This is a genomic window from Pseudomonas sp. FP215 (genome assembly GCF_030687795.1).
Classification (GTDB): Bacteria; Pseudomonadota; Gammaproteobacteria; order Pseudomonadales; family Pseudomonadaceae; genus Aquipseudomonas; species Aquipseudomonas salmasensis.
Genome location: NZ_CP117447.1, coordinates 1,277,821 through 1,293,668 on the forward strand (window position 1 = coordinate 1,277,821; position 15,848 = coordinate 1,293,668).

17 protein-coding genes are annotated in these 15,848 nt (G+C 61.3%); 12 read left to right on the plus strand and 5 right to left on the minus strand.

From position 1 onward, the window contains the following. The 5 genes from PSH76_RS05750 to PSH76_RS05770 all read left to right on the plus strand — a co-directional run bounded on the left by PSH76_RS05750 (position 1) and on the right by PSH76_RS05770 (position 4,896). A complete protein-coding gene (locus tag PSH76_RS05750; RefSeq protein WP_305493718.1) occupies positions 1-561 on the plus strand; it encodes a DUF1285 domain-containing protein in 561 nt (186 codons plus the stop codon). A gap of 70 nt (positions 562-631) precedes the next feature. Next, complete coding sequence (locus PSH76_RS05755) at positions 632-1,345, plus strand: GntR family transcriptional regulator (RefSeq protein WP_098950626.1); 714 nt, start codon at positions 632-634, stop codon at positions 1,343-1,345. Further along, the gene (locus PSH76_RS05760; protein WP_278915207.1) at positions 1,342-2,343 is read left to right on the plus strand and encodes an ADP-ribosylglycohydrolase family protein; all 1,002 of its coding nucleotides are present in this window, start codon (positions 1,342-1,344) and stop codon (positions 2,341-2,343) included. The genes PSH76_RS05755 and PSH76_RS05760 overlap by 4 nt, the downstream gene beginning before the upstream one ends. 182 nt (positions 2,344-2,525) lie before the next feature. Next, positions 2,526-3,992 (plus strand): cytosine permease, encoded by a 1,467-nt coding sequence (locus PSH76_RS05765; protein WP_305493719.1) that lies wholly within the window; start codon positions 2,526-2,528, stop codon positions 3,990-3,992. Next, complete coding sequence (locus PSH76_RS05770; RefSeq protein ID WP_305493720.1) at positions 3,985-4,896, plus strand: PfkB family carbohydrate kinase; 912 nt, start codon at positions 3,985-3,987, stop codon at positions 4,894-4,896. The genes PSH76_RS05765 and PSH76_RS05770 overlap by 8 nt, the downstream gene beginning before the upstream one ends. 118 nt (positions 4,897-5,014) lie before the next feature. Here the strand turns inward: PSH76_RS05770 and PSH76_RS05775 are convergent, their stop codons facing one another. The 4 genes from PSH76_RS05775 to PSH76_RS05790 all read right to left on the minus strand — a co-directional run bounded on the left by PSH76_RS05775 (position 5,015) and on the right by PSH76_RS05790 (position 7,382). Then, positions 5,015-5,395 (minus strand): Rho termination factor N-terminal domain-containing protein, encoded by a 381-nt coding sequence (locus PSH76_RS05775; RefSeq protein WP_003193505.1) that lies wholly within the window; start codon positions 5,393-5,395, stop codon positions 5,015-5,017. 48 nt (positions 5,396-5,443) lie between these two features. Continuing rightward, positions 5,444-5,710: a hypothetical protein gene (locus PSH76_RS05780; protein ID WP_032895690.1), complete on the minus strand. Its 267-nt coding sequence runs from the start codon at positions 5,708-5,710 to the stop codon at positions 5,444-5,446. Between the two features lie 51 nt (positions 5,711-5,761). Further along, the gene (locus PSH76_RS05785; RefSeq protein WP_034128424.1) at positions 5,762-6,100 is read right to left on the minus strand and encodes a hypothetical protein; all 339 of its coding nucleotides are present in this window, start codon (positions 6,098-6,100) and stop codon (positions 5,762-5,764) included. 85 nt (positions 6,101-6,185) lie between these two features. Next, on the minus strand, positions 6,186-7,382 hold the full coding sequence (locus tag PSH76_RS05790) for an MFS transporter (RefSeq protein ID WP_305493721.1): 1,197 nt from the start codon (positions 7,380-7,382) through the stop codon (positions 6,186-6,188). 188 nt (positions 7,383-7,570) lie between these two features. Between PSH76_RS05790 and PSH76_RS05795 the strand changes: the two genes are divergently transcribed. The 6 genes from PSH76_RS05795 (at position 7,571) to PSH76_RS05820 (ending at position 13,591) form a co-directional block, all read left to right on the plus strand. Then, positions 7,571-8,050: a GNAT family N-acetyltransferase gene (locus tag PSH76_RS05795; RefSeq protein WP_003193496.1), complete on the plus strand. Its 480-nt coding sequence runs from the start codon at positions 7,571-7,573 to the stop codon at positions 8,048-8,050. A 237-nt stretch (positions 8,051-8,287) separates the two neighbouring features. Continuing rightward, positions 8,288-9,109, plus strand: a complete 822-nt coding sequence (locus PSH76_RS05800) for an SDR family oxidoreductase (RefSeq protein ID WP_305493722.1) — start codon at positions 8,288-8,290, stop codon at positions 9,107-9,109. A 32-nt stretch (positions 9,110-9,141) separates the two neighbouring features. Next, a complete protein-coding gene (locus tag PSH76_RS05805) occupies positions 9,142-10,122 on the plus strand; it encodes a substrate-binding domain-containing protein (RefSeq protein ID WP_305493723.1) in 981 nt (326 codons plus the stop codon). After that, on the plus strand, positions 10,119-11,618 hold the full coding sequence (gene araG, locus PSH76_RS05810) for an L-arabinose ABC transporter ATP-binding protein AraG (RefSeq protein ID WP_305493724.1): 1,500 nt from the start codon (positions 10,119-10,121) through the stop codon (positions 11,616-11,618). The genes PSH76_RS05805 and araG overlap by 4 nt, the downstream gene beginning before the upstream one ends. 22 nt (positions 11,619-11,640) lie before the next feature. Continuing rightward, positions 11,641-12,606, plus strand: a complete 966-nt coding sequence (gene araH, locus PSH76_RS05815) for an L-arabinose ABC transporter permease AraH (protein WP_032895695.1) — start codon at positions 11,641-11,643, stop codon at positions 12,604-12,606. A 181-nt stretch (positions 12,607-12,787) separates the two neighbouring features. After that, positions 12,788-13,591: an IclR family transcriptional regulator gene (locus PSH76_RS05820; protein ID WP_305493725.1), complete on the plus strand. Its 804-nt coding sequence runs from the start codon at positions 12,788-12,790 to the stop codon at positions 13,589-13,591. On the opposite strand, the gene PSH76_RS05825 is transcribed toward PSH76_RS05820, so the two are convergent. Further along, positions 13,592-14,644 carry an NAD(P)-dependent alcohol dehydrogenase gene (locus PSH76_RS05825; RefSeq protein ID WP_054897943.1) on the minus strand — a complete coding sequence of 351 codons (1,053 nt, stop codon included), beginning with the start codon at positions 14,642-14,644 and terminating at the stop codon, positions 13,592-13,594. A gap of 181 nt (positions 14,645-14,825) precedes the next feature. On the opposite strand from PSH76_RS05825, the gene PSH76_RS05830 reads away from it, so the two are divergent. Then, positions 14,826-15,719 (plus strand): AraC family transcriptional regulator, encoded by an 894-nt coding sequence (locus PSH76_RS05830; protein ID WP_003193483.1) that lies wholly within the window; start codon positions 14,826-14,828, stop codon positions 15,717-15,719. Positions 15,720-15,848: the final 129 nt, after the last annotated feature.

Consider the following 15,848-nt stretch of genomic DNA (forward strand, 5'->3'; position numbering starts at 1 on the left):
ATGACCGATTCCGCCAAGGCCAATGATTTATTGGCCCAACTGCCCAAGGGCAAGGGGCCGGCACCGGTGCATCTGTGGAACCCGGCTTTCTGCGGCAATATCGACATGCGCATCGCCCGCGACGGCACCTGGTTTTATCAGGGCACGCCCATCGGGCGAAAGCCGATGGTCAAGCTGTTCTCCAACATCATCCGACGCGATGGCGATGATTATTTCCTGGTGACACCCGTGGAGAAGGTCGGCATCCAGGTCGATGATGCGCCCTTTGTCGCCGTGACCCTGGACGTGCAAGGGCGGGGCGAAAGCCAGGTTTTGCGCTTTACCACCAACGTCGATGAACAGGTCGAGGCAGGCCTCGAACACCCGCTGCGGGTGGTGATCGACCCCGTCACCCAGGAACCCGCACCCTACGTGCGCGTTCGCACCAATCTTGAAGCCCTGGTGCATCGCAACGCTTTTTACCAGTTGGTGGAGCTGGCCGTGAGCCGTCCGATCAACGGTCAGAACTGGCTTGGCGTATGGAGCAGCGGGGAGTTTTTCCCCATCGGCCTGGAGCCCTGAGGCGGTTTTTGTCTTCAGCCTGAAATAATCCTCTTGCGGTAAACGCGCGCTTTCGGTTATCAATTTGTACATGATTAGACATGTTCGATTTGATAAGAAAAAACGCGTCGTCGACGAGCTCATCCGCCGTATCGAGGGTGGGGTCATGGCCGACGGCTTCCTGTTGCCGGGCGAGCATCAACTGGCCGAGGAGTTTGCGGTCAGTCGTGGCACGCTGCGTGAGGCGCTGGCCGAGCTCAAGCGTCGCAACTACATCGCCACGCAGAGCGGGGTCGGCTCGATTGTCACCTTTGACGGCATGGTGTTGGACCAACGCAGCGGTTGGGCCCAGGCCTTGGCCGATACGGGCGCCCAGGTAAGCACCGACATCCTGCGTTTCGAGGCCGTCACGCGCCCGGATCTGTTCAGCCGTTTCGGCACCGACCAGTTCATTACCCTCGACCGCCTCCGGCGCACGGCAGACGGCACAGCGGTGTCCCTGGAACGCTCGCTGATGCCGGCCGTTGGCGACCTGGAAAGCCTGCCGCGCATTGGCCTGATCGACAACTCCCTGACCATCACCCTGGCCGCCTACGGCTACGTCGGGGCCGACGGCGATCAGTGGATCGGTGCCGAACCCCTGAGTGATGAAGACGCCGAGTTACTCGGGCGCCCTAGCGGTACGGTATTTCTCAAGGCGTCACGCACCACCTACGATCGTCGCGAGCGTTTCATGGAACATGTCGAAAGCCTGCTCGACCCGCTGCACTTTCGCCTGCATCTGCAGTTTGGAGCGTCGAAATGACCCGCGAAAATCGCGCCCTTGGCGCCTTTTATGGCCTGGCCCTGGGCGATGCCCTGGGTATGCCCACCCAATCATTGAGCCGCGAGCAGGTACAAAAGCGCTTCGGTGCCATCACCGCCCTGGAAGACGCCGACGCCGACCAGCCTATCGCGCCGAATATGCCTGCCGGTTCCATCACCGATGACACCGAGCAAGCCATCCTGGTCGCCGAGTTACTGGTGCAAGGCCAGGGCCAGATCGAGCCCACCGTGCTTGCCCAACGCCTGATCGATTGGGAAGCGGAGATGCGCGCCAAGGGCTCCCAGGACTTGCTCGGGCCGTCCACCAAACGCGCGATCGACATGATTCTGGCCGGCCATACCCCGGAAGAATCCGGGCGCTACGGCACCACCAACGGTGCGGCCATGCGCATCACCCCGGTGGGCATCGCCGCCGATGTCAGTGACCCGATGCGGTTTATCCAGGCAGTGATCCAGGCGTGCCAGGTCACCCATAACACCAGCCTGGGCATTTCCAGCGCTGCGGCCGTGGCGGCAGTGGTCTCGGCCGGCATCAATGGCGTGGACCTGGGGGAAGCCCTGAATATCGGGACCCAGATTGCCCGACAGGCCGAAAGCCATGGTCACTGGATCGCGGGCGGGCGCATTTCTACCCGCATCAGTTGGGCTCGCACTCTAAGCGTCGGCAGCGGCGATAAAGCGTTGTTTGCCGACCTGCTTTACGAGTTGATTGGTACTTCGGTGGCTTCCCAGGAATCGGTAGTGGTCTCGTTTGCCCTGGCGCAGCAAGTGGCATCGGGCGACATGAACGCCTTCGAAGCCCTGTGCCTGGCAGCCAGTCTGGGCGGCGACACCGACACCATTGCCGCGATCCTCGGCGCCATGCTGGGGGCGTGCCTGGGCATGCAGTGCTGGCCTGAGGCGTTGGTTGAACAGGTCAAGCGGGTCAATGGCCTGGACTTGCAGCCGCTGGTCCAGGGGTTATTGGCCTTGCGATAAACACGGGACTAACTGTGGGGGCTTGCCTGCGATAGCGGTTTTCCAGTGGCTGCGGGGCTGGTTGACCCACCGCAATCGCAGGCAAGCCAGCTCCCACATTAAAGCGTTGGGTCAGGAAGACCGGATAAAGATTCGACTCGCTGCCACAACCACAACAATACAGGCACCAGGAGCACCCTTTCATGAGCAGCCCCTCTTCCGGCCAAAGCGCTGGGCAATTGGAAACACGCGGCATCGAGCCGGTCCCGGAAGGTGAGTGCAACGGCCATCCGCTGCAACTGTTCTGGGTATGGTTCGCCGCCAATATCAGCATCCTCGGTTTGCCCCTCGGCGCGACGCTGGTGGCGTTTCGTGGCCTGGCCATCTGGCAGGCGATCATCGTCGCGATCCTCGGCGCCGCGGGCTCCTTCGCCGTGGTGGGCATCATCTCCATCGCCGGCCGCCGTGGTCGAGCGCCCAGCCTGACCTTGTCTCGCGCCATCTTCGGTGTGCGCGGCAATATCGGCCCGACGTTGGTGTCGCTGATGTCCCGCCTGGGCTGGGAAACCGTTAACACCACCACTGCAGCCTTCGTGTTGTTGTCGTTAAGCTCCATCCTGTTCGGCTCGGCAGTGGAGGCCAAGAGCGCGCCGGTGCTCACCCTGATTTTCATCGCCATCTTCGTGCTGCTGACCCTGGCCGTATCGGGCCTGGGCCACGCCACGCTGCTGGTGATCCAGAAGTGGGCCACCTACGTCTTCGGCGGATTGAACATTCTGGTGGGCGGCTTTCTGTGCGCCACCATCGACTGGAGCGCGGTGTTCAACGCCACCCCGGCGCCGTTGAGCGCGATGATCATTGGCGTGGGCACCATGGCTGCCGGTACCGGTATCGGGTGGGCCAACGCCGGTGCAGACATGTCGCGTTACCAGCACCGCAGCGTCAAGGCCGTGCGCCTGGTGGCCTCTGCCGCGTTTGGCGCGGGCATCCCGCTGGTGCTGTTGATCACCCTCGGCGGCCTGTTGTCGGTGGGTAACAATGACCTGGCGTCGGCCACCGACCCCATCATCGCGATCCGCGACATGCTACCGACCTGGATGGCCGTGCCGTACCTGATCACCGCGTTCGGCGGGCTGTTGCTGTCGAACAACCTGTCGGTGTATTCGGCCGGCCTCACCACCTTGACCCTGGGCTTGAAGGTCAAGCGCGTGCATGCCGTGATTGTCGATATCGTGGCGATCTTTGCCGGCTCCATCTACTTCATGCTGATCGCCGACAGCTTCTATGGCCCGTTCATCACCTTCATTTCGCTGCTGGCGGTGCCGATCACGGCGTGGGTCGGGATCTTCGTGGTCGACTTGATTCACCGGCATTACTACAGCCCCACCGACCTGCTGGATGTCAGCCCCAGCAGTGCTTACTGGTATCGCGGCGGTGTGGAGTGGCGTGCATTTGGCGCCTGGGCCGTGGCCATCGTGCTGGGGTTCAGCTTCACCACCATCGGCACCACCGCCGAAAACATCTGGTTTGCCGGGCCGCTGTCCGATTCCTGGCTGGGCCATAACGGCCTGGGCTGGATCGTGACCTTCCTGGTGGCGGGCGGCATATATGCAGTATTGGGCGGGGCGTCTGACCGTCGTCCGGCTTTAGCAGAGAGCGCCAATGTCTAGATTGCTGCATACCGGCCAGGTCATTGTCGACCTGGTCATGGGCCTCGACACCCTGCCGGCAAGCGGCGGTGACGTGCTGGCCAACTCCGCCAGTTTTCAAGTGGGTGGCGGTTTCAATGTAATGGCTGCGGCGCGGCGCAATGGGTTGCCGGTGGTTTACCTGGGCCGCCATGGCGAGGGGCGCTTTGGCGAGCTGGCGCGTGCCGCGATGCAGGCCGAGGGTATTGAAATGGCCTTGGCGGCCAGCGCTGGCAAAGATACCGGCTTGTGCGTGTCGCTGACTGAAGCGAGCACCGAACGCACCTTCATCTCCCATCTTGGCGCCGAGGGTGAACTGAGCGCCGACGATTTGGCTCAGATCGTCCCGCGTGTCGATGACTACGTATACGTCAGTGGCTACAGCTTGCTGCTTGAAGGTAAGGCGCAGCCGTTGCTTGACTGGTTGCTGGCGCTGCCGCGAGAGATCGTGGTTGTGTTCGACCCAGGCCCGCTGGTCAAGGCGCCGGACTCGGCGTTGATGCGCGCGTTGTTACCGCGTATCGACATCTGGACCAGCAATGGCCCTGAAGCCCTGGCGTTTACCGGGGCGGCGGATATTAATCAGGCGCTGCCCATGCTCAATCAGCACATGCAGGCACTGCTGGTGGTGCGTGATGGGCCAAATGGCTGCTGGGTAGGGCGTGGGGCGCAGACCGAGCATGTACCAGGCTTCAAGGTTCACGCCGTGGACAGCAATGGCGCGGGGGATGCACATGCTGGCGTATTTATTGCTGGGTTGGCAAAGGGCTTGAACCCGGCTGAGGCAGCGCGTCGAGCGAACGCAGCGGCGGCATTGGCGGTAACCCGCTGGGGACCGGCTACTTCGCCTGGCACTGCTGAGGTCGATGCATTAGTGACTCAATAAACGAGGCCCAAAAAATGTGGGAGCGGGCTTGCTCGCGAATGCGGTGTGTCAGTCAACACATGCTTTAACTGACACACCGCCTTCGCGAGCAAGCCCGCTCCCACAATGGGTTCTGCGTTTAGCCTGCTTTTTTCAGGGCTTGGATCAACTCATCTTTGCGCATCGTCGAGCGTCCTGAAATATTCTTTTCCCGCGCCTCTTTCATCAAGCTTTCCTTGGTCTGCGTACCCAATGAAGCGCGACTGCTGCGCGGGTGGCCTTCACGGCTGGCAGCGGCGCGCTTGGCCGATTCCTGCCGGTCCTGGGCCTTCTTGGTCGGTGCTTTGCGCCTGCCTGATCCGCCGGTTTTCTCACCGCCGCCAGACTGTTTGTTCACGGTGGCCCAGGCACGAGCTTCGGCTTCGTCCTTGGGCAACCCTTTGTGCTCATAACTGTCTTCGATATGAGCGGCCTTGCGTTTCTGTTCGTCGGTGTATTTGGCTTTGCTTCCACGAGGCATCGCTAAAACTCCTTCTGGCCCCAGTCGCGGGGCCAGGCCAGAAATGGATTACTGAGTACTTTGGGCGTCGAGCTTGCGCGCTTCATCCACACCAGAAGCGGTGAGCTTGATTGGCAGGTTCAACGCGTATTCGCCGGCGTCGTCGGTGGTCACATGCCCATCCTTGATCAGCCCGCGGTCCTGCAGGAACGCCAAGACACTGGCGACCTCTTTTTCACCGCGGTAATTGTCCAGCACCTCCTTGCCCAAGCCTTGCGGGTGAGCGTGCAGCAGGCGGGTGAGGACTTCTTTTTCAAGGTTTCTATCGACGTTCATGCGTACCTCTTCACTGGGAAATGGTCGGGTGTTGGTCGTACCAAGGGGGCATCAAGGGGCGGGTTGTTTCTGTGCGCCGGGGATGTTCGAGTCGTCGCCCTTGTTGATCTTCGGCTCATTGTTGCTCGTGCCAGGGCCCATCTTGCCGTTGCCTACGGCAGGCGGTGCCTGGCGCTGGGTGTCGTTGCCTTTGGTGCGTGGGTCGGCGCTGTTGTCGATGATCGCACCACCGTTGGTATCCAGGCCCGTGCCCATGGATTTTTGCGACTCGGTGGTGGCGTCCGGCGTTGGATCGGTGGGGCCGGTGGTCGAGCTGGCCGCGAAGGCGCTCAGGGACGCGGCAGACAACAGGCCAGTGAGGGCGAGGGCAGCAAATTTGGAATTTTTCATCAGGGTGTCTCCATATGATTAATGTCCTTACCCTGTATTGGTCTGCCCGCGATTGTTGATCGTGCCGGGAGGGCGACGAACGGTATCAGCTCACCTGTATCACTTTGTGTGCCGATACTCGGCGCGCTATCAAGCGTGCCACTGTGATCGCCCAGTTGAGGGCCGCGATCACCAGTACGCTCAGCATCATTGTCGCAAGGCCGAAGTCGACGATGATCTTGCCTGCGAGCCAGGGAAACCCGAAGACGCCGATAAAGTACGCCAGGCTGAACAGCAACAACGCCTGGGAGGTGGTGCCGCTGGGCGCCTCGTTGGCCACCAGGCCGTTGATCACTGAATACGTCAGGCCATACCCGATCCCTAGCGTGGCGGCGGCGAGCACATAACTGAGGTTACCGCTGACACCAAACGCGAACAGCGCGATCGCGCCGAACATCACCCCCGATAACACACAGGCACCCTGGTACGCATCGCGTTTGACCACGAAGCCTGCGATCAGCAAGCGGCTGGAGATTGCTGCTGTCAGGAAGCCCGCGAAGAACAGTGAATAGTCCAGCTTATGAGCCACGGCATAGCTGGTCTGGAACGAAGACAGCCCCCCGAATACGCAGCCACCCAGGCCGACCATCAGGATGGCGAACGCCGCCTTGGAAGACAGTATGCGGCGGCTTGCGCGCCAGGAAATCCTGGCGGTTGGCATATTCGCGTGCTGTCGCAACCGGGAGCCCATGCGCCAGAACATCACCACCCCGGCGAGGCTGGCGAGCCCGGCGATATAGAACGCGGTGGTCAGGGGCAGGTCCAGCGCAGTGGCGGCGCGTCCCAGCAAAGGGCCGGAGCCTATGCCGCTCAACATACTGCCCGAGAGCAAGGCGAAATATTTGGCCCGCTGGCGCGGTTCCACTAGCAGCGTCACGATGATTGGGCCCAGGGTATAGAACACGCCCCAGCCCAAGCCAAGGGACAATCCAAACAGCATCAAGCCCTGGCCAAACCCCGGCGTCAGGGCAAACCCCAGGCAGGCCACCACCAACAATAGGCCGGTGCTCGCAATTGCTCGCGCTGCGCCCAGCGCATCAGCCAGGTGCCCGGAAAACACCACCGCCACAAAAGTGCTGAGCATCGCCGTGGCAATGACACTGCCCGCGTCGTGTTCATTACCGCCACGGGCATGGATCAGCAGTGACAACAAAAAGGTCGAGCCGTAAGACAGCGACAACAGGAAGCTGGCGAGGCAGAACAGCGCGAATGTCTTGGTGCCCACAGGTGGCGTGGCGTGCATGAGCAGGTCTCTGATCGTTGGATTTAGGCCCATTGTTTACCATGGGCGTGCGCAGGCTTTGTTCTGTGGTTGCCGATGCTTGCATCACCCCGCGCCGGAGTGAAACGCGCTCGTCGGCATCAATTGCACTGCAAACGGCAATCAAACCGTCTTAGTATGTGGCCTTTGAATTTGCTCAAGGCTTGCCCATGACCATCGAGATTCGCCCCGCCGTGCCCAGCGATGCTGCGCAGATCCTGACCTTTATCACTGAACTGGCCGAGTACGAGAAAGCCCGGCATGAAGTGATCGCCAGCGTGGTGGATATCGAACGCAGCCTGTTCAGCGAAGGCGCCACGGCCCATGGCCTGATCTGCTTGCGCGACGGCTTGCCGATTGGCTTTGCGGTGTTCTTTTTCAGCTACTCGACCTGGCTGGGCAGCAACTGCCTGTACCTGGAAGACCTGTACATCAACCCGGAACAACGCGGCGGCGGGGCGGGCAAGAAGTTGCTGCGTCACCTGGCCAAGATCGCCTGCGACAACGGTTGCGGGCGCTTTGAATGGAGCGTGCTGGACTGGAACGAGCCCGCGATTGCCTTCTACAAATCCATCGGCGCCCAGCCTCAGGAAGAGTGGGTGCGTTATCGCATGGAAGGCGATGCCCTGCGAGACTTCGCGCTGGGCTGAAGCCTCATTTCTATAGGCACCAAAGATCGAATGTGGGAGCGGGCTTGCTCGCGAATGCGGTGTATCAGTCAGCACATGCTTTAACTGACACACCGCATTCGCGAGCAAGCCCGCTCCCACATTTTTTTAAGCTTTGTCCATTATATGGGATGATAATTTATATATTGAGATATTTCAGGCGATGGGTTTATAGTCGCCAGCATCAGCACTCACTACTAAAAATAAAAAGGTGAAGCGATGCAGGCACAACCGTTGTCCCTACCCGCCGTGCCCGAGCCGACTTACGGCGAGCGGCTGAAGAACAAGGTGGTGATCATCACCGGCGCCGCCCAAGGCATTGGCGAAGCCATCGTTGCCTGTTTCCAGGCCCAGCAGGCGCGGTTGATCATTGCCGATATCCTGGGCGACAAAGTCGAGAAGGTCGCCGCTCATTGGCGCGAACGCGGCGCGCAGATTTACGCCCAACCGGTTGATATCACTTCCAAGGATCAATGGCAGACGCTGGTCAACCTGGCCATCGAGCGCTTTGGCCGCGTGGATGTGCTGGTCAACTGTGCCGGCGTCAATGTGTTCCGTGACCCGCTGCAAATGAGCGACGAGGACTGGCGTCGCTGTTTCGCCATCGACCTCGACGGCGCTTGGTACGGCTGCCGGTCGGTGTTGCCGCACATGATCGAGCAGGGCATCGGCAACATCATCAATATCGCGTCCACCCATTCCAGCCACATCATTCCCGGCTGCTTTCCTTACCCTGTCGCCAAGCACGGCCTGCTCGGCCTCACCCGTGCCTTGGGCATCGAGTACGCGCCCAAGGGCATCCGCGTGAATGCCATTGCCCCCGGCTATATCGAAACCCAGCTCAACGTCGATTACTGGAACGGTTTCCCAGACCCCCACGCCGAACGCCAGCGTGCGTTCGACCTGCACCCGCCCAAACGCATTGGCCAGCCCATCGAAGTGGCCATGACGGCTCTGTTCCTGGCGACCGATGAGGCGCCCTTTATCAACGCCACTTGCCTGATGATCGATGGCGGGCGGTCTGTGATGTACCACGACTAAAGCGTTTTTCAATAACAAGAAGGAGGTGGTCCATGTTCAAGCAAACACTCGGTGCCGTGGCACTGGCGATGGCGTTCAGCGGCTGGGTATCGGCTGAAGAAGTGAAGATCGGTTTCCTGGTCAAACAGGCCGAGGAACCCTGGTTTCAAACGGAGTGGGCATTCGCGGAGAAAGCCGGCAAGGAGCATGGTTTCACCGTGATCAAGATCGCCGTGCCCGATGGCGAAAAGACCTTGTCGGCCATCGACAGCCTGGCCGCCAACGGCGCCAAGGGTTTTGTGATCTGCCCGCCAGACGTGTCTCTGGGCCCGGCCATCGTCGCCAAGGCCAAGGTCAACGGCTTGAAAGTGATGGCCGTGGATGATCGCTTTGTCGATGCCAAGGGCAACTTCATGGAAGACGTGCCGTACCTGGGCATGGCCGCGTTTGAAGTCGGCCAGAAGCAGGGCGCCGCCATGGCCGCCGAAGCGAAAAAACGCGGTTGGGACTGGAAGGACACCTACGCGGTGATCAACACCTTCAACGAACTCGACACCGGCAAGAAGCGCACTGACGGCTCGATCAAATCCCTGGAGGAGGCCGGTATTCCCAAGGATCACATCCTCACCGCTGCACTGAAAACCCTCGACGTGCCCGGCAGTATGGACGCCACCAACTCGGCCTTGGTCAAGCTGCCGAGCGGGGCGAAGAACCTGATCATCGGCGGCATGAACGACAACACCGTGCTCGGCGGCGTGCGCGCCACTGAGAGCGCCGGCTTCAAGGCCGCCAACGTGATCGGCATCGGCATCAATGGCACTGACGCCATCGGCGAATTGAAGAAAGCCGACAGTGGCTTCTTCGGCTCCATGCTGCCCAGCCCGCATATCGAGGGCTATAACACCGCGCTGGCGATGTACGAGTGGGTCACCACCGGCAAGGAGCCGGCCAAATACACCGCCATGGACGAAGTGACCTTGATCACCCGCGCCAATTTCCAGGAAGAACTGACCAAGATCGGCCTGTGGAAATGAGCGGCGCGGCTCTGCGTTTCAATGGCATCGGCAAGGAGTTTCCCGGTGTGAAAGCCCTGGCGCAGATCAGCTTTGAAGCGCGGCCGCACTCGGTGCACGCGCTGATGGGCGAGAACGGCGCCGGCAAGTCGACCCTGCTGAAAATCCTCGGCGGCGCCTACATTCCGTCCAGCGGTACGGTGCAGATCGGCGCGCAAACCATGGCCTTCAAATGCGCCGCCGACAGCATCGCCAGCGGCGTGGCGGTGATTCACCAAGAGCTGCACCTGGTGCCGGAAATGAGCGTGGCCGAGAACCTGTTCCTCGGGCATTTGCCCACGCGCTTTGGCGTGGTCAACCGGGGCCTGCTGCGCAAGCAGGCCCTGGCCTGCCTCAAGGGCCTGGCCGATGAAATCGACCCTGACGAGAAGCTCGGGCGCCTGTCCCTGGGCCAGCGCCAACTGGTGGAAATCGCCAAAGCGCTGTCTCGCGGCGCCAACGTGATCGCCTTTGATGAACCCACCAGCAGTTTATCGGCGCGGGAAATCGACCGCTTGATGGCGATCATCGCGCGCCTGCGCGATGAGGGCAAAGTGGTGCTTTACGTGTCGCACCGTATGGAAGAGGTGTTCCGTATTTGCGATGCGGTGACGGTGTTCAAGGACGGTCGCTATGTGCGCACGTTCGAGGACATGAGCACATTGACCCACGACCAGTTGGTGACCTGCATGGTCGGTCGCGATATCCAGGATATCTACGATTACCGACCGCGTGAGCAGGGCGAAGTGGCGCTCAAGGTGGACGGTTTGCTCGGTCCGGGCCTGCGTGAGCCGATCAGCTTCCAGGTGCGCAAGGGCGAGATCCTGGGCCTGTTCGGGCTGGTGGGCGCGGGGCGTACCGAGCTGTTTCGCTTGCTCAGTGGGTTAGAGCGCGCCAGCGCCGGCAGCCTGGAACTGTGCGGGCAAGCGCTGCAACTGCGTTCACCTCGCGACGCCATCGCCGCCGGGGTATTGCTGTGTCCGGAGGACCGCAAGAAAGAGGGCATCATCCCGCTGGGCAGCGTCGCCGAAAACATCAACATCAGCGCCCGTGGCGCCCATTCCACCTTTGGCTGGCTGTTGTGCGAAAGTTGGGAGAAAGGTAACGCCGACCGACAGATCCAGGCGATGCGGGTCAAAACGCCGAACGCGGCGCAAAAGATCATGTACCTGTCCGGCGGCAATCAGCAGAAGGCCATTCTCGGCCGCTGGTTGTCGATGCCCATGAAGGTGCTGCTGCTCGACGAACCTACTCGCGGTATCGACATCGGCGCCAAGTCGGAGATCTACCAGATCATCCATAACCTGGCGGCCAGTGGCATTGCGGTGATTGTGGTGTCCAGCGACCTGATGGAGGTGATGGGCATCTCTGACCGCATCCTGGTGATGAGTGAAGGCGCCTTGACCGGTGAGTTGCCCCGCGCCCAAGCGGATGAAGCGCGTCTGCTGCAACGGGCGCTGCCACAGTCGCGGGCTTGAACAAGAATAAGAGGGTTTGGCTATGTCTGAGGTAAAAACTGCAAAGGGTTTCTGGCCGGGTTTCAACCAGCGCAAATTTCTCGATGACTGGGTGATGCTGTTGGCGGCGCTGGGCATCTTTGTGCTCAGCGCGGTGTTCATCGACAACTTCCTGTCGCCGCTGAACATGCGCGGTCTGGGCCTGGCGATTTCCACCGTGGGTATTGCGGCGTGCACCATGCTGTTCTGCCTGGCGTCGGGGCACTTCGACTTGTCGGTGGGTTCGGTGATCGCCTGTGCCGGGGTGGTGGCGGGCATTGTGATGCGCGACACCGACAGCGTACTACTCGGCGTGTCGGCGGCCTTGGCCATGGGCCTGGTGGTCGGGCTGATCAACGGCATCGTGATCGCCAAGCTGCGCATCAACGCGTTGATTGCCACCCTGGCGACCATGCAGATCGTGCGCGGCCTGGCCTACATCTTCTCCAATGGCAAGGCGGTGGGGGTGATGAATGAAGGGTTCTTCGTATTCGGCAACGGCCAACTGCTGGGCGTGCCGGTGCCGATTATCATCACCGTGTTGTGCTTTGTGTTCTTTGGCTGGCTGCTCAATTACACCACCTACGGGCGCAACACCATGGCCATTGGTGGCAACCAGGAAGCCGCGTTGCTCGCGGGGGTGAATGTTGATCGCACCAAGATCATCATCTTTGCCGTGCACGGTTTGATCGGCGCATTGGCCGGGGTGATCCTCGCCTCACGCATGACCTCGGGCCAGCCGATGATTGGCCAGGGGTTCGAGCTGACGGTGATTTCGGCGTGCGTGCTGGGCGGGGTGTCGTTAAGCGGCGGCATCGGCATGATCCGCCACGTGATCGCTGGGGTGTTGATTCTGGCGATCATCGAGAACGCGATGAACCTGAAGAACATCGATACCTTTTACCAATATGTGATTCGTGGCTCGATCCTCTTGCTGGCCGTCATCATCGATCGCATGAAGCAACGCTAATGTTCGCCCTATGAAGATCAAACTGTGGGAGCTGGCTTGCCTGCGATAGCGGTATGTCAGCCAACCTATCTTTAACTGACCCACCGCCATCGCAGGCAAGCCAGCTCCCACATTGGATCTCCTGTGTTCAGGAGGGCGGTATTTGCCATAATGCCCCCGCTTTCATACTTATAGGCCCGATATGCAGGAAAACGCCCTCACCCCCGTCAAAGACGCCGCCCCCACCGGCACCCAGACCCTGTTGCGCGGCCTGGGCGTGGTGCAAGCGGTGGCGGCCGGTGCACGGGATCTCAAGGAGATCGCCCGGCGCATCGGCACCACGCGCAGCACCACGCACCGCCTGGCCAGTTGCCTGGTGGACGAGCGTTACCTGCGCGTGGTGCCCCAGGTCGGTTACCTGCTGGGCCCCAAGCTGATCGAGTTGGGGTTCCAGGCCCGTGAAGAGTTGCCCTTGGTGAACCTGGCAGTGCCGTACCTGGACGAGTTGTCGGCGTTGACCGGCGACACCATTCACCTGGCGATTCGTGAATACGACGAGGTGCTCTACCTGCACAAGAACCCCGGCCGCAACGGCCCGGAAATGCGCTCGCGGGTCGGCCATCGTATGCCGCTGGCGCGCACCGGTATCGGCAAGGCGTTGATGCTGGATGATTCGCCGCAGGAGTGGCAGCGCTTGTACGAGGCGAGCTTGCCGGCGGCGGGCAAGAGCCTGCAATGGCCGCAGCACCCGGAGCAATCCTGGGCGCAGTTCGAACAGCGCATGCATGAGTATGTCGAGGGTGGCTACGCGTTTGACCTTGAAGACAACGAGCCTTCGATCCGCTGCGTAGCGGCACCGGTGCGCGATGCCAGCGGGCGCATTGTCGCCGGCATCAGCATCGCCAGTACGGTGCCCTACATGCCGCTGGAGAAAATGGCCGAGCTGATCCCTGTGATCAAACAGGTCGCAGCCCGGCTGTCAGCGGAGTTGGGCGCCAAAGCCTGATCAGGCTTTCAGGCTCGCCATGTCGATGACAAAGCGGTACTTCACGTCACCGGCAATCATGCGCGCGTAAGCTTCGTTGATCTGCCGGATGTCGAGCATCTCGATGTCGCAGGTAATGCCATGCTCGGCGCAGAAATCCAGGACTTCCTGGGTTTCGGCAATACCGCCGATCAGCGAACCGGCCAACACTTTACGGCCCAGCACCAGCTTGGCGGCGTTGACGGGCGGGTCCACCGGCTCGATCAGGCCGACCAGGATATGCACGCCGTCAAAGCGCAGCACATCGAGGTAGGGGTTCAGGTCGTGCTGCACCGGGATGGTGTCCAGCAAGAAGTCGAAGTGCCCGGCAGCAGCTTTCATCTGCTCGGCATCGGTGGACACGATCACATGGTCGGCGCCCTGGCGACGGCCTTCCTCAGCCTTGCTGGCCGAGCGGGTGAACAGCGTGACTTCGGCGCCCATGGCCTTGGCGAACTTGATGCCCATGTGGCCCAGGCCGCCCATGCCGAGGATCCCGACTTTATCGCCGGCCTTCACGCCGTAGTGCTTGAGGGGCGAGTAGGTGGTGATGCCTGCGCACAGGATCGGCGCAGCGCTGGCCAGGTCGAGCTTGGCCGGGATCTTCACCACAAAGTGCTCACTGACCACGATGCTGTCGGAGTAGCCGCCCATGGTGTTGCTGCCATCCACGCGGTCTGGCGTGGCGTAGGTCATGGTCGGGCCTTCGAGGCAATACTGCTCAAGGTCCGATTGGCAGGCTTCACAGTGGCGGCACGAGTCCACCATGCAGCCTACGCCCACCAAGTCGCCGACTTTATGCGCGGTGACGTTGGCGCCGACGGCGGTGACTTTGCCAACAATTTCGTGGCCTGGCATCAGCGGGTACACGGCGATGCCCCATTCGTTGCGCGCCTGGTGGATGTCGGAGTGGCACACGCCGCAGTAGAGAATCTCGATGGCCACGTCATCGACGCGCGGGCTGCGGCGTTCAAATGACATCGGGGCGAGGGGCGTGGTGGCCGACTGGGCGGCGTAACCGATGGCGGTGTACATAGTAAACCTCACAAAAGCTTGGACTGCAGAGGCGGCAAATTCTGCGCGCCGGCCTGGGGGCGCGAACATGGCAATTGCTCCGAGTCTCATGCCTATTCGTCCGGCAGTGCCTGAGGTTTGGATATATTGGCCGCCAGACCTGCGATGATGCTGTCATCCCTCATTCGCGAAGTTTTTTGCCATGCTGTTGACCCGCCATTTGGACGCCAATGCCACGCTGGTTGCCTTGATCGAAGGGCTCACGCCCCGCGATGGTTTTTCCCCGACTCACTTGCCCGGTGTGCAAGTGCTGCGCGCCAGTTGCGATGTGGCGCGTGGGCCGCAGATCTATGAGCCAAGCCTGATGTTCGTGGCCCAGGGCAGCAAGGTCGCCTACCTTGGCCCGCGCACACTGGAGTATGGCGCCGGGCATTACCTGATCCAGGCCATGCCGGTGCCGTTCGAATGCGAGACCTTTGCCATGGCCCCCGAGGCGCCGCTGTATGGCGTGACGGTGGGCATCGACCGCGTGGTGTTGGGCGAGTTGGTGATTGCCATGGGCATGCAGGCCGGGCCGCCGCCGACCGCGCAGACCTTGGAGTCGATGAGTTCGGTGGTGCTGGACGATGCGATGCGCGGCTGCGTCGAGCGGTTGTTGCAGTGCCTGCACGATCCGCTGGAAAGCCGGATCATGGGGCCTGCGCGGGTGCGCGAATTGTTGTTCACCGCCTTGCGTGGGCCTCAGGCGGATGTGTTGCGTGCGCTGGTGGAACAACAGGGGCAGTTTTCGCGCATCGCCACCTCATTGAATCACCTGCATGCCCATTACGCCGAGCCGCTGAATATCGAGACGTTGGCCGGATTTGCGCACATGAGTGCCTCGACCTTTCATGAGCATTTCAAACGCTGCACCTTGTTGTCACCGGTGCAGTACCTCAAGCGCTTGCGGTTATTGAAGGCCCAACAGTTGCTGCTGGTGGAGGGCATGAGCGTGGCGCAGGCGGCGCACAAGGTGGGATACCAGAGTACGTCGCAGTTCAGTCGGGAGTACAAACGCTACTTCCTGCGCAACCCAGGCGAAGAGCGGGCCGCCTGACACCCCACGGTCATTGTGGGAGCTGGCTTGCCTGCGATGACGGCCTGCCAGCCGCCCCCTATCTACCTGACACCCCAACGATCCAACTTGTGGGAGCGGGCTTGCTCGCGAAGGCGGCCTGTGAGTCAA